Below are 13,009 nucleotides of genomic sequence, written 5' to 3' on the forward strand. Positions count from 1 at the left end.
TCGACATTCCGGGGCGCGCCTCTTGGCGCGAACCCGGAATCCATCGTACCTCATCACGCGTGGCGAAATGGATTCCGGGCTCGCGACTTCGTCGCGCCCCGGAATGACGGTGGAGAGACTTACGCCAACACCCCCACCACCGCTCCCATCAAGCACGTCGTCAGCGTCCCCGACACGATCGACTTCAGCCCGAGCGCGTTGATCTCCTCGCGGCGCTCCGGCGCCATCACCCCTAGGCCGCCGATCATGATGCCGAGGCTGGCGAAGTTGGCGAAGCCGCACATCGCGTAGAGCATGATCAGGCGCGAGCGTGCGTCCAGCGCCTCCGGCGCGAGCTTCGACAGGTCGACATAGGCGATCAGTTCGTTGAGCACGGTTTTGGTGCCCATCAGGCTGCCGGCCGTCACCGCCTGATCCCAGGGCAATCCCATCAGCCAGCACACCGGCGCCATCACAAGGCCCAGCAGGCGCTGCAACGAGATCGCCGCGCCGCCGATGTGCGGCAGCAGGCCGAGGATGGCGTTGACGAGGTAGACCAGCGCCACCAGCACCAGCAGCATCGCAATGATGTTGATCAGCAGCTCAATCCCGGCGCCGGTGCCCTTCACGATCGCATCCATCGTGCCGGAGACCGCCATCTCGGGATCCTCCAGCGCGCCGCCGGTGCGCTTGTCCGACGTCTCCGGCACCATGATCAGGCTCACAAGGATCGCGGCCGGCGCGCCCAGCACCGAGGCGATGACGAAATGCGCGGCGGCGTCGGGGATGAGGGGAGCAAGGAGCGTGGCGTAGAGCACCAGCACCGTGCCGGCGATGCCGGCCATGCCGCCGGTCATCACCAGGAACAATTCGCTGCGTGTCATCTGTGCCAGATACGGCCGCACGAACAGCGGCGCCTCGACCATGCCGAGGAAGATGTTGGCCGCGGTCGACAAGCCCACCGCGCCGCCGACGCCGAGCGTGCGTTCGAGCAGCCAGGCCATGCCGCGCACGATCGGCGGCAGAACCCGCCAATAGAACAGCAGCGTCGTCAGCACGCTCATCACCAGCACGATCGGCAGCGCCTGGAACGCCAGGATGAAATCGGCGCCCGGTACCTTCAGGTCGAAGGGCAGGGGACCGCCGCCGACATAGCCGAACACGAAGGAGGAGCCGGCGCGCGAGGCCGCCGAGATCGCGCCGACCGCGTCGTTGATGGCGCCGAAGGCATGGGCGACGGCCGGCAGCTTCAGGAGCACGGCCGCGGTGACGAAGGTCATGACAAGGCCGATCGCCGCCTGGCGCAGCGAGACCGCGCGGCGATTCTCTGCCAACGCCCACGCGATCAGCAGCAATGCGAAAATGCCGAGTGCCGATTGCAGCCGCAGCATGATGTCCCCAAACCCTCTGTGATTATGGCCGCGCGTGCGTTGCAAACGCAATGCCGGGACATGCGGGAAACGCCCGGCTGTTGACAAGCCGGCCCGCCTCAGTCACGCGGGGGCATGTCGACGTCAAGGGGGCGAGCGGTCCGAGGGTGACCCAAAAGGCGATGCCAGAGCAGCCAATATCCGAAAATCCGCCGGTCAGCGCCGGCGTGCTCCTCTCCCACCGCGCCTTCCTGTTCTTCCTGCTCTCGCGCAGCCTGTCGCGCTTTTCCAGCCAGATCGCGGCGGTCGCGATCGGCTGGCAGATCTACGACCTCACCGGCTCGGCCTTCGACCTCGGCATGGTCGGCCTCGTGCAGTTCCTGCCCACCGCGCTGCTCGTGTTCGTCGCCGGCCACGCCGCCGACCGCTTCGAGCGCAAGCGCGTGGTCCAGCTCTGCCAGCTCGTGGAGGCCGCGACCGCGCTCTATCTCGCAATCATCACCTATCTCGGCGCAGTCAGCGAAGTGCAGATCTTCATCGCGACCTTCGTGCTCGGCATTGCCGGCGCCTTCGAAAGCCCGACCACCGCGGCGCTGCTGCCGCTGATCGCGCCGCAGGGCTCGCTCCAGCGGGCAACGGCCGTCGCGAGCGGTGCGGGGCAGGTCGCGACCATCACGGGTCCCGCGCTCGGCGGTTTTGCCTACGCGGTCGCGCCGCATCTTGCCTATGCCGTGATGCTGCTGTTCTGGATTCTCGGGATGATCCTGACCGGTTTCATCCGGCCGCGCCCGCAGGCGGTCGCCAAGGAGGGCACGGACGCCGACAACATCTTCGCCGGTGTTCGCTTCATCCGGAGCAATCCGGCGATCCTCGGCACCATCTCGCTCGACCTGTTCGCGGTGCTGTTCGGCGGCGTCACCGCGCTGTTGCCGATCTATGCCCGCGATATCCTCCAGACCGGCCCGATCGGGCTCGGCGTGTTGCGCGCCGCGCCGGCAGTTGGCGCACTGCTGATGACCATGGTGCTGGCGCGCCACGCCATCTCGCGGCATGTGGGCCTGCGCATGTTCCAGGCCGTGATCGTGTTCGGCATCGCGACCATCGTGTTCGCGCTGTCGTCATGGATGTGGCTGTCGGTGCTGTCGCTCGCGATCCTCGGCGCCGCCGACACGATCAGCGTCGTGATCCGCTTCTCGCTGGTGCAGCTCTCAACGCCCGACGAGATGCGCGGCCGCGTCGGCGCGGTGAATTTCCTCTTCATCAACGCCTCCAACCAGCTCGGCCAGTTCGAGAGCGGAGTGGCAGCCGCGCTGCTCGGCGCTATGCCGGCGGCAGTGTTCGGCGGCGTCTGCACGGTCGCGGTGGCGCTGCTCTGGATGAAGCTGTTTCCGACCCTGCGGCGGGTGGAGAGCCTGGAGTAGACTCCGCTCTCTCCACGTCATTGCGAGGAGCCCTTGCGACGAAGCAATCCAGAATCTCACCGCGGAGGCAGTCTGGATTGCTTCGCTGCGCTCGCAATGACGATTGTGGAGGCAGCGCGGGGCTTTAGTTCACGTCACCCCCACGGCTGACCGCCTGCTGGCGCCCCTTGACGCCTACTGTGCATGGGGTTGTTTTTCACTTTTTGAGTCAGGCAGGAGCGAGGCCCGTTTCAGCGGCGCCACACGAACGGCGTATTCCGGACGGCATGGTAGTCCGAGGGATCGGTCTCCACGTAGGATAGAGGGGGAGATGGGCAGGCGATCAAGGCTGCTAGTTCTGGCGTGGCTCGTTCTGGCCGGCGGCGCTTTCGCTGCTCATGCAATGACCAGAAGCATCGTCGAAATGACCTGTCCCTACGACGGCGTCAAATTCACCTACAGCGCGCAGAACTCCGGCACGTCCTTTGGCAAGCAGCTCGATTGGATGCCGGTCGGTGCGATTGAAAGCCCCTGGCCGCTCGCGAGTTGCCCGACCAACGGATTTGTCTTCGTCAAGGCGAAGTACGAGGACGACGAGCTGGAGAGGCTTCGGCCTTTGATTCTGTCACCGGAGTTTCAGGGCATCCGGAGTGAGACGCCTTATTACCGCGCATCCTGGATCATGGAGCACACCGGCTCATCTCACGCGGAAGTATCCAGTCTGCTGCTGCAGGCGACGTGGGAGGCGGGACGAACCGAGCTTGGCGAACGGAGCCGGGTGAACAGACCTGGCCTGTCCGCCAAGGATGCTCAGGATCTCGTCCGGCGCCTGATGGCGGAAGGCACGACCGGCGAACGCTACACTCGCTATGCGACTGAACTGCTGGCGCGGCTGGCAGTGGACGTTGCCGACACAACCAGGAGCGCAGAAGCGCGCCTCGACGATCGGCTTCTGACCGGCGAGATGCTGCGGCGTCTCGGCCGGTTCGACGAGGCCGATAGCCACTTCGCTGCCCTGGCCAGCGAACTTGCGCCCGACAGCAAAGAAGCGACCTTGGCCGCATTTCAACGACGGTTGATCGCGGCCAAGGATCGCGGGCTTCATTTGGTGTCAGAAGCCCTGGGCAAGAACCAGTAACGGTCTTAGCCCCGTCCAACGAACGGCATCTTGGTCGCCATGACCGTCATGGTCAGCACGTTGGCGTCCAGCGGCAGGCCGGCCATGTAGGCGACAGCATCGCCGACCGCTTTGGCGTCCATGCGCGGCTCGTGCTTGGTGGTGCCGTCGGGCTGGAGCACGCCGGGGCCGTTGACCATGCGGTCGGTCATCGGGGTTGCCGCATTGCCGATGTCGACCTGGCCGACCGCGATGTCGTACATGCGCCCGTCGAGATTGCTCGCCTTGGTGAGGCCCGTGATGGCGTGCTTGGTCGAGGTGTAGGCCGCCGAGAACGGCCGCGGCGCATGCGCCGAGATCGAGCCGTTGTTGATGATGCGGCCGCCGCGCGGGGTCTGGTCCTTCATGATGCGGAAGGCGTGCTGGGTGCACAGGAACGGGCCGGTGAGGTTGGTGTTCACCACCGCCTGCCACTGCTCGAGGCTGAGATCCTCGAAGTTCACCGCCGGCGCGCCCATGCCGGCATTGTTGAACAGCACGTCGAGGCGGCCATAGGTCGCCTTCACCTTGTCAAACAGCGCGGCGATCTGGTCCGGCTTGGTCATGTCGGCGGTGACGCAGAGGCTCTTTCCTGCGGGACCGAGCTTCGCCGTTTCCTCGAGCATCTCCATGCGGCGCCCCACGAGCACCACGGTGAAGCCGGTGTTCATCAGCGCCAGCGCGGCCGCGCGGCCGACACCGGTGCCGGCGCCCGTCACCACTGCGATCTTTTTTGCTTCACTCATCGTTTCCTGCCTTTTCTCTAAGCTGTCAGGTTTTGGGTTCTTTTTCGTTCTTGTAGGGCGGGCGCGGAATGTTCTGGTGCGCGGCGCGCAAGGCTGCCGACCAGCGCGAGCGCAGATCGTGGAAATAGGGCTCGCCCGCCTCGATGCGGTGGTTGAGATCGGCATCGCAGGCGTCGGCGCGCACCACCAGCACGTCGATCGGCAGGCCGACGCCGAGGTTGGAGCGCATGGTCGAGTCCATCGAGATCAGGCCGGTCTTCAGCGCCTCGTAGAGCTCGACGTCGTAATGCATGGCGCGGTCGAGCACCGGCTTGCCGTATTTGTGCTCGCCGATCTGCAGGTAGGGCGTGTCCGTAGTGCACTCGATGAAGTTGCCGGCGGTGTAGACCATGAACAGCCGCATGCGCGCGCCCTTGATCTGGCCGCCGAACAGGAAGGAGACGTCGAACGAGACGTCCTCGGATTTCAGCGCGGGCCCTTCGGTCGCATGCACCGCCCGGATCGCCCGGCCGATGCGCTGGGCGGCCTGGAACATGGTCGGCGCGTTCATCAGCGTCTCGATCTCGCCCGTATTGGGGTCCTCGAGGCCTTCGGTCAGCGTGGACAGCACCGACTGGCTGATGGCGAGGTTGCCGGCGCTGGCGATCGCCATGATGCGGTCGCCGGGCTTGGAGAAGATGTGCAGCTTGCGGAAGGTCGAGACGTTGTCGAGGCCGGCATTGGTGCGGGTATCGGCGATCATCACCAAACCGTCCCGAACCAGGATTCCGCAACAATAGGTCATTTCCAGTCCCCGAACGCGTTTGCGCGGAATTACTAGCCAATTTCGGGGGCCGCTCCAACCCCAATTCCCGGGATGAGGTCGTCATTCCCGGGCGCGACGGCTGACCTCAGTCGGCGGCGCCGACGAGAAACGCCTCGTCGACGGGAACGCCGAGCGCCGTGACCAGCCGGTTCGTCTCCGCAGCCATGCCGACGATGGCGAGCAGCTCGCCATATTCGGCCTCGGTCATGCCTTTGGCTCGTGCGCCGGCGGTGTGCGAATGGATGCAATAGCTGCAGCCATGCGCCACCGAAACCGCGACATAGAGCATTTCCTTGACCTTGGGATCGAGCGCCCCCGGCGCCATCACCTCCTTGATGCTCTCCCAGGTCCGCCGCAGCGTCTTCGGATCATGCGCCAGCGCGCGCCAAAAATTGTTGACGAAATCCGACTGCCGCACCTTGCGGATGTCGTCGAAAACGGCGCGCGCCTCGCTCGACAGTTCATCGTCCGAAAGCAGTTTCACAGTCGCCATGGGGGGCCTCGCAGGGTCTGATCTGACCCTGCGATCATAGCACGCCCCATGCGGTCAGCCGGCATGTTCAGTTGAGCGGCGCAAGGCCAGCTTGCCGACATCGACATATTGCCGCTGCTGCGCGTGGGCGTGCTGTGCTGCGACGTGAAGGTCACGCAGGCGCCGCTGCAGCGGCGAGCTGTCGTAGACCGCACTGCTTCCGGCCAGGCTAAAGCAGGCGTCGGCGATGCCGACGCAGGTCGTGGCGAGCCAGGTCGCCGATCGGGTCCCTTCGACGACAAGGTCTTCGTCATTCAACGTTCCGGCCAGCGCGTGACGCCAGTGACTGGCAGCCTGGACCTCGTGAAACGCCTGCGCGGCCCCGAGCTCGGCGGAGATCCGGCCGAGTTCGTACTGGAATATCTCGGACTACCGCATCGGGACAGCCGCATACAATTGCTGCCTCCCGGTATTGGCCAGCGCGAGCAGTTCATCGACGGTGCTCTCGGCCATGCCTACCACAAATGCGCCGTGCACCAACGGCAGCAATTGCCGCAATGCTCGATAGAGCGGACCCGATTGGCGCGGGGCAGCATCGAGATCGAAGAAATTGGCCTCGGGAACCAGCGTCTCCCGCAGCGTGACGTGATGGCTGCCGGTGCCCTCGAGCCCCGCCACGTGCCAGGTGTCCTCGATCTCCCAGTCGCGAGCCGGCAGCATAACGGCGCGAAGCAGTGGCTTGCCCTGCGGGCCGGGGACCGGTTTGCCATTTTCGGTGACAAAGCAGATTCCACCGATCCAGTCCGCATGCATGCAACCGCTGGCGAACGGCCAGCGGCCCTTGACGCGGTAGCCGTCGGCCACGCGCTCTGCCTTTCCACCCGGCTGGGATGAGCCGCAGATCGCCGTATCAGGTCCGTCCTGGTAGACGCGCTTGTACAATTCCGGGGGCGACGCGGCGACGAAGAGGCTGCTGACCCCGGCGACAGCCGCGATCCAGCCGATCGAGCCGTCGAGACGGGCCAATGTCTTGATGACCTCCAGTCCCGCCGGAAACTCCAGCTCCAGCCCGCCATGGCTGTGCGGCACGAACATCCGAAAGAGACCGATCGACCTCAGCCGCTCCACCAGGTCGGGCGGGATGCGGCGTGCAGCTTCTATCTCGGCGGCACGTGCCTTGATCTCGGGAGCGAGCTCCCGGATGCCCACCAGCATGTCTTGGTGGGGATCGCGCAGGGGCGCCGAATGGCTTTTGTTTTTTTCGTGAAGCTGCATCTGTTCAACCTCTGTTGCGGAAACGGATCGCGAAAGACGTTGAATAGATGGTGCTACGGGGCGGTTTCAGCGCGGCGGTCGTGGATTACAGCTGTAACGTAGCGGCTTGATTACGCCGCAGATGTCTCGCGACGCGATCTCGCCGGATTTAGCTCTGCCGCTGCGACTGCGATTGCCCGCCGCGGCCGGCCTGCTCGACCTTGACCGCCACCGACAGCGTCTCCGCGCCTCCGCCATAGCGGGTGCCGCGCACGGGGGCTGCGCCGAGATAGTCGAGCCCGATCGCGACGCGGACATGGGCGTCGGTGGCGCAGATGCTGTTGGCGGGATCGAAGCCGACCCAGCCGAGATCGGGGACATAGGCCTCCGCCCAGGCATGGCCGGCATCCTGGTGCACCGTGCCGTCCGAGCGCAAAAAGTGGCCGGAGACGAAGCGCGCCGGCACCCCGCCGGTGCGCGCGCAGGCGATGAAGATATGCGCGTAGTCCTGGCAGACCCCGCGCTTGAGCGTGAAGGCTTCCGCCGCCGACGTGCCGCTGTTGGTCGGATCCTCGTCGAACGTCATGTGGTCGCCGATCTCGCTCATCAGCGTGTGCAGGAACCCGAGCGTGTCGCTCTCGGCCTCGCTGCGCAACTGGCGCGCGACTGCGGCCATGGCCGGATTGACGGAGGTGAGGTCGGTGGTGCGCAGGAACATGCCGGCCGGAAAGCGCTCGTCGGCGCCGCGCAGCACGCCGCCGGTGTCGTGGGTTTCGATCAGGCCCTCGGCCGTGATCTTGATATCGCCGACGGGCCCGCAGGACAGCACATGGGTGACGTTGCCGAAGGCGTCCTCATGGGTGTCGAGCTTGGTGTCGGTCGAGACGTCGATCTGCCATTCCGCCACATACTGCCCGTCATGGCTGCACGGCGTCATGCGCAGGATCTGGATCACGCTGGTCGCCGGCGGTTCGTAGCGATAGGTCGTGGTGTGCTGGATTCGCAGGCGCATGGTGGACCGTTGTTCTGGCGTCATTCCGGGGCGGTGCACAGCACCGAACTATGGTGCGCAATTGCGCACCTGAGAATCTCGAGATTCCGGGTCTGGTCTTTCGGACCATCCCGGAATGACGGCGTGTATCAGATCAAATACTGCTTCGTGATGATTTCGCCCAGCCTGGAATTGTCCGCGATGAATTCCTGAATGAATTCATGCACGCCATGCTGGAAAATGTCGTTCATATTGCTGTGTTCCAGCCGGTTGCGGATGCCGCGGGCGTGGCGCTGGGCCGGGCCCTGGCGGCCATAGGCGACGCCGATCTGGTCGAGGTTGCGCACGAGATTGCCATAGCAGCTGGCCAGCGAACGCGGCAGCGTGTCGTTGAGGATGAGCAGGTCCGCGATCAACCAGGGCTTCAGCGTCTCGCGATAGACCCAGTGATAGGCGGTCAGCGCCGAGACCGAGCGCAGGATCGAGCTCCACTGATAGAAGTCGAGCGGGCCACCAACATGCTCTTCCTCGGGCAACAGCACGTGGTACTTCACGTCGAGAATGCGCGCGGTGTTGTCGGCGCGTTCCAGATGCACGCCCATCCGCGAGAACCAGTAGGCGTCGTTGCGCAGCATGGTCCGGTAGGCCGAACCGTCGAAGCGCAGCGAAGTCTCCTGCACGAAGCGCAGGAATTTTGCGAGGTCCTCGCGCGTGGAGGTGCCCTTGCTCCAGACCTCCTGCAATTCGATCCAGGCCGAGTTGATGGTGTCCCACATCTCGCTGGTGAGCGCGGTGCGCACCGAGCGCGAGTTCAGCCGCGCCGCCTCGATGCAGTTCCTGATCGAGGACGGATTGTTCGGCGAGAACGAGAGGTATTCGACGACGTTGTGCTCGTTGGCTTCCTCATAGGTCTGATAGAAGCTTGCGGCGACGCCGGCGGTCAGCAGCGCCGAGTCCCATTCATTGGTCTTGCCGATATAGGCGGCGGGAAGCGCGGTGACGCGCAGCGTCGCATCGATGGTGCGCGCAAGATATTCGGCCCGTTCGACGTAGCGGGCGAGCCAGTAGAGGTTTTCGGCGGTACGCGACAGCATCTGACTACTCGTCCAAAATCCAGGTGTCTTTGGTGCCGCCGCCCTGGCTCGAATTCACCACCAGGGAGCCTTCCTTCAGCGCGACGCGTGTGAGCCCGCCCGGCACGATCGTGGTGCTCTTGCTGCCGGTCAGCACGAACGGCCGCAAGTCGACATGGCGCGGAGCAAGGCCGGTGGCCGTACAAGTCGGGCAGGTCGAGAGCGCCAGCGTCGGCTGCGCGATGAAGCCTTCCGGCTCGCGCTTGAGCTTCTCGCGGAACGCTTCGATGGTCGCTTTCGTTGCGGCGGGGCCGATCAGCATGCCGTAGCCGCCGGAGCCGTGCACTTCCTTGACGACGAGCTCGCTCAGATTGTCCAGCACATAGGCGAGGTCCTTCGGCTCGCGGCAGCGCCAGGTCGGCACATTCTTCAGGATCGGCTCCTCGCCGAGATAGAACTTCACGATGTCGGGCATGTAGGAGTAGATCGCCTTGTCGTCGGCGATGCCGGTGCCGACCGCATTGGCGAGGGTGATGTTGCCGGCCGCGTAGGCCGACATCAGCCCGGGCACGCCGAGCACGGAATCGGGGCGGAAGGTGAGGGGGTCGATGAAGTCATCGTCGACGCGGCGATAAATCACGTCGACCCGTTTCAGCCCCTCGGTCGTCCGCATGAACACTTCGTTGTTCTTGATGATGAGGTCGCGGCCCTCGACCAGCTCGATGCCAAGCTTGTCGGCAAGGAACGAGTGCTCGTAATAGGCGGAGTTGTAGACGCCCGGCGTGAGCAGGGCGACCGTCGGCTCGCCCGAAGCGCCTTGCGGCGCGACCGAACGCAAGGCCGCGAGCAGCTCGTCCGGATAGCGCTCGACCGGCGCCACCCGGTGGCGGGCGAACAGATCCGGAAACAGCCGCATCATGATCTCGCGGTTTTCCAGCATGTAGGACACGCCCGAGGGCGTGCGCGCATTGTCCTCCAGCACGATGAAGTCTTCGGCGTCGACCCGGACGATGTCGATGCCGGCGATGTGCACGTAGACGTCGTGCGGCACCTGCTGGCCGTTCATCTCGGGGCGGAAGACCGGGTTCTGGAAGATCAGATCGTCGGGCACGACCTCGGCGCGGAGGATGTCGCGGCCGTGATAGATGTCGCGCAGGAACATGTTGAGCGCGCGGACGCGCTGCTTCAGGCCCTTCTCCAGCAGCGCCCATTCCTTGCCCGACATGATCCGCGGGATCACGTCGAAGGGGATGAGGCGCTCGGTCGACTCGGATTCGCCGTAGACGGCGAAGGTGATGCCGATCCGGCGGAACAGGAGCTCAGCTTCCTGGCGGCGATATTCGAGCGCCTCGGGAGGCGTCTCCTTGAGCCAGCGAGCCAGCTCCTGATAGGCGGGGCGAAGGTCCCCGCCGGGAATGTTCATTTCATCAAACGCGACTGCCATAGATCCCGACTTGTCCCCGCAAGGCGTTGCGCCATTGGACAGGTCGTCAGGCCTTGGTGAAGACCGCAACGTCCTGGCCATGCGGCAAGAGTGCATGACTTTCAGGTGGTAGCAAGGGGCGGGCCAGCGCGATAAGCATGGACTGGCAGCATTTACCGGGGATGGCCGGCGGCTTGCCTGAAAAAATGGCTGAGGACTGCTTATTTCGGCAGCAAAACCACGTGACTTCAACGCGTTACCTCGGCAAAGTCGGCGCTACAGGTGAGGGACTTAAGGCATGAGCGAGATCGTCACGGCGGGCATTCTGGTCATTGGGGACGAAATCCTGTCCGGCCGGACCAAGGACAAGAATATCGGCTTCATTGCCGAATACCTGACCAATATCGGCATCGACCTGAAGGAAGTCCGGGTCGTCTCCGACGACGAGGACGACATCATCGCCGCATTGAATGCACTGCGGCATCGCTACACCTATGTCTTCACCACCGGCGGGATCGGGCCGACCCATGACGACATCACCGCCGACAGCGTCGCCAAGGCGTTCGGCGTCGGCATCGACCATCACCCGGAGGTGGTCGCCCGTTTCCGCGAGCGCTGGAGCGAGCAGGATCTCAACGAGGCCCGCCTGCGCATGGCCCGCATCCCCGACGGCGCCGAGCTGATCCAGAGCGCGACCATCCTCGCGCCCGGCTTCAAGATCGGCAATGTCATCGTGATGGCGGGCGTGCCCTCGATCATGCAGGCGATGATGGACATCGTCTCGCCCAAGCTGAAATCGGGCGTGCGCATGCTCTCCGAATCGGTCCGCGCCAATGCGCGGGAAGGTGACATTGGCAGCCCGCTGCGGGCGATCGCCGCCGCTCATCCCGACACCATCATCGGCAGCTATCCCTTCATGGACGAGGACTCGAAGCCGAACACCAATCTGGTGGTGCGTTCGCGGGATGCGGATAAGCTCGCCGCAGCCATGGCCGCGGTGAAGGAAATGCTGGCAGGATTGAACATCACCCGGTAGCAGAAAGGCCGCCGGACGACGATTTGCAGGAGAGGATGATGGGCGGTGAAGCACCGGAACTGAGCGCGCAGGAGCGGGCAGGCAAGGCCTTTCCGGTCTCGTGGGACCAGTTTCACCGGGACTGCCGGGCGCTGACCTGGCGGCTCAACGAGGTCGGTCCGTTCCACGCGGTGATCGCGATTACCCGCGGCGGCCTGGTGCCGGCCGCGATCGTGGCCCGCGAGCTCGGCGTGCGCGTGATCGACACGGTCTGCATCGCCAGCTACGACCACAACAAGCAGGGCGAGCTTCAGGTCCTCAAGGGCATCTCAGAAGCTGCGATGAAACTCGGCGGCGGCACCGGCAAGGGGCTCCTGATCGTCGACGACCTCGTCGACACCGGCAAGACAGGCAAGCTGGTGCGCGAGATGCTGCCCGATGCGCATTTCGCCACGGTCTACGCCAAGCCGAAGGGGCGCCCGCTGGTCGACACCTACATCACGGAGGTGTCGCAGGACACCTGGATCTTCTTCCCCTGGGACACCGCGCTGTCCTATCACCCGCCGCTCCGCGACGGAGCGGCGTGAGGGACGGAGACATTCCGGGGCGATGCAAGGCATCGAAATCTCGAGATTCCGGGTTCGGTCCTGCGGACCGCCCCGGAATGACGTCAGTTTAACGGGCGCGCACCCATGCCCCTGCAAAATCGCGTCACGCCGACCGGCGAGATCATCGCCACCCCACACCGCGGCATGTTCACCGGCAATCGCGGCATCATCCACGATCCCGCGACGAAGACGCTTCTGAAGAAGCGCTGGTCGTCGCCGGCCTGGATTACTTGCCTCTGCGAATTCCGCGGCTGGCGGCGCCCGGTGATGGCGCGCCGGAGCTGGACCGAGCTGTTCTTCCTCGACGAAGCCACCTCGTTTGCCGCGGGCCATCGGCCGTGTTTCTTCTGTCGCCGCGACGATGCCAGGCGCTTTCGCAGCGCGTGGGAAGCGGGGAATGCCGCAAGCGATGTCAGCGCGAGGGCGATCGACGCCGCGCTGCATCGCGAGCGGCTTGATCGCGGCAGGAAGCAGCTGCACGTGCTGCCGATGCCGCTGGCCGAATTGCCCGACGGCGCGATGGTGCAGCAGGGCGAGGAGAGCTTTCTGGTGGCGCGGGGCAGGGCGCTGTTGTGGTCGCCGGCAGGCTATGCGGCAGTTAACCGCGAGCTCGCCGAAGCCAAGCTGCTGACGCCGCCTTCTACGCTGCGCGCAATCGTCGCCGGCTATCGGCCTGCGTTGCATCCGACAGCGCGCAGCTAGCGCAGCGGCTTACCG

The 13,009-nt window shown here is 65.0% G+C and carries 14 protein-coding genes; 5 read left to right on the top strand and 9 right to left on the bottom strand.

Going from position 1 to position 13,009, the window contains the following annotated elements; genetic code table 11:
- Positions 1–119: 119 nt before the first annotated feature.
- Complete coding sequence (locus ACFLEY_RS15980) at positions 120–1,370, bottom strand: NupC/NupG family nucleoside CNT transporter (RefSeq protein ID WP_060908094.1); 1,251 nt, start codon at positions 1,368–1,370, stop codon at positions 120–122.
- Positions 1,371–1,531: 161 nt separating this feature from the next.
- Here ACFLEY_RS15980 and ACFLEY_RS15985 point away from each other — a divergent pair, with 161 nt between their 5' ends.
- Positions 1,532–2,770: an MFS transporter gene (locus tag ACFLEY_RS15985; protein ID WP_211433765.1), complete on the top strand. Its 1,239-nt coding sequence runs from the start codon at positions 1,532–1,534 to the stop codon at positions 2,768–2,770.
- A 382-nt stretch (positions 2,771–3,152) separates the two neighbouring features.
- Positions 3,153–3,887 (top strand): hypothetical protein, encoded by a 735-nt coding sequence (locus ACFLEY_RS15990; protein WP_038967765.1) that lies wholly within the window; start codon positions 3,153–3,155, stop codon positions 3,885–3,887.
- Between the two features lie 5 nt (positions 3,888–3,892).
- Here the strand turns inward: ACFLEY_RS15990 and ACFLEY_RS15995 are convergent, their stop codons facing one another.
- From ACFLEY_RS15995 to ACFLEY_RS16030, 8 genes are all read right to left on the bottom strand, one after another.
- Complete coding sequence (locus tag ACFLEY_RS15995) at positions 3,893–4,651, bottom strand: SDR family oxidoreductase (protein WP_011088364.1); 759 nt, start codon at positions 4,649–4,651, stop codon at positions 3,893–3,895.
- A 25-nt stretch (positions 4,652–4,676) separates the two neighbouring features.
- Positions 4,677–5,435 carry a proteasome-type protease gene (locus ACFLEY_RS16000; protein ID WP_011088363.1) on the bottom strand — a complete coding sequence of 253 codons (759 nt, stop codon included), beginning with the start codon at positions 5,433–5,435 and terminating at the stop codon, positions 4,677–4,679.
- A 106-nt stretch (positions 5,436–5,541) separates the two neighbouring features.
- Complete coding sequence (locus tag ACFLEY_RS16005; protein ID WP_028175429.1) at positions 5,542–5,949, bottom strand: carboxymuconolactone decarboxylase family protein; 408 nt, start codon at positions 5,947–5,949, stop codon at positions 5,542–5,544.
- Between the two features lie 54 nt (positions 5,950–6,003).
- On the bottom strand, positions 6,004–6,351 hold the full coding sequence (locus tag ACFLEY_RS16010) for a hypothetical protein (RefSeq protein ID WP_309142093.1): 348 nt from the start codon (positions 6,349–6,351) through the stop codon (positions 6,004–6,006).
- Positions 6,352–6,357: 6 nt separating this feature from the next.
- Complete coding sequence (locus tag ACFLEY_RS16015) at positions 6,358–7,203, bottom strand: acyl-CoA dehydrogenase family protein (protein ID WP_249163007.1); 846 nt, start codon at positions 7,201–7,203, stop codon at positions 6,358–6,360.
- A gap of 148 nt (positions 7,204–7,351) precedes the next feature.
- The gene (locus ACFLEY_RS16020; RefSeq protein WP_038967763.1) at positions 7,352–8,194 is read right to left on the bottom strand and encodes a transglutaminase family protein; all 843 of its coding nucleotides are present in this window, start codon (positions 8,192–8,194) and stop codon (positions 7,352–7,354) included.
- A gap of 128 nt (positions 8,195–8,322) precedes the next feature.
- Complete coding sequence (locus ACFLEY_RS16025; protein WP_011088359.1) at positions 8,323–9,267, bottom strand: alpha-E domain-containing protein; 945 nt, start codon at positions 9,265–9,267, stop codon at positions 8,323–8,325.
- Between the two features lie 4 nt (positions 9,268–9,271).
- Positions 9,272–10,690: a circularly permuted type 2 ATP-grasp protein gene (locus ACFLEY_RS16030; RefSeq protein ID WP_028175426.1), complete on the bottom strand. Its 1,419-nt coding sequence runs from the start codon at positions 10,688–10,690 to the stop codon at positions 9,272–9,274.
- A gap of 277 nt (positions 10,691–10,967) precedes the next feature.
- Here ACFLEY_RS16030 and ACFLEY_RS16035 point away from each other — a divergent pair, with 277 nt between their 5' ends.
- The 3 genes from ACFLEY_RS16035 to ACFLEY_RS16045 all read left to right on the top strand — a co-directional run bounded on the left by ACFLEY_RS16035 (position 10,968) and on the right by ACFLEY_RS16045 (position 12,994).
- Positions 10,968–11,705 (top strand): molybdopterin-binding protein, encoded by a 738-nt coding sequence (locus tag ACFLEY_RS16035; RefSeq protein WP_011088357.1) that lies wholly within the window; start codon positions 10,968–10,970, stop codon positions 11,703–11,705.
- A 38-nt stretch (positions 11,706–11,743) separates the two neighbouring features.
- A complete protein-coding gene (gene gpt, locus ACFLEY_RS16040) occupies positions 11,744–12,271 on the top strand; it encodes a xanthine phosphoribosyltransferase (protein ID WP_028175425.1) in 528 nt (175 codons plus the stop codon).
- A gap of 105 nt (positions 12,272–12,376) precedes the next feature.
- Positions 12,377–12,994, top strand: coding sequence for a hypothetical protein (locus ACFLEY_RS16045; protein ID WP_060908093.1), 618 nt, complete (start codon positions 12,377–12,379; stop codon positions 12,992–12,994).
- Positions 12,995–13,009: the final 15 nt, after the last annotated feature.

The sequence above is a fragment of the Bradyrhizobium sp. YCK136 genome, from assembly GCF_044570075.1.
GTDB lineage: Bacteria > Pseudomonadota > Alphaproteobacteria > Rhizobiales > Xanthobacteraceae > Bradyrhizobium > Bradyrhizobium diazoefficiens.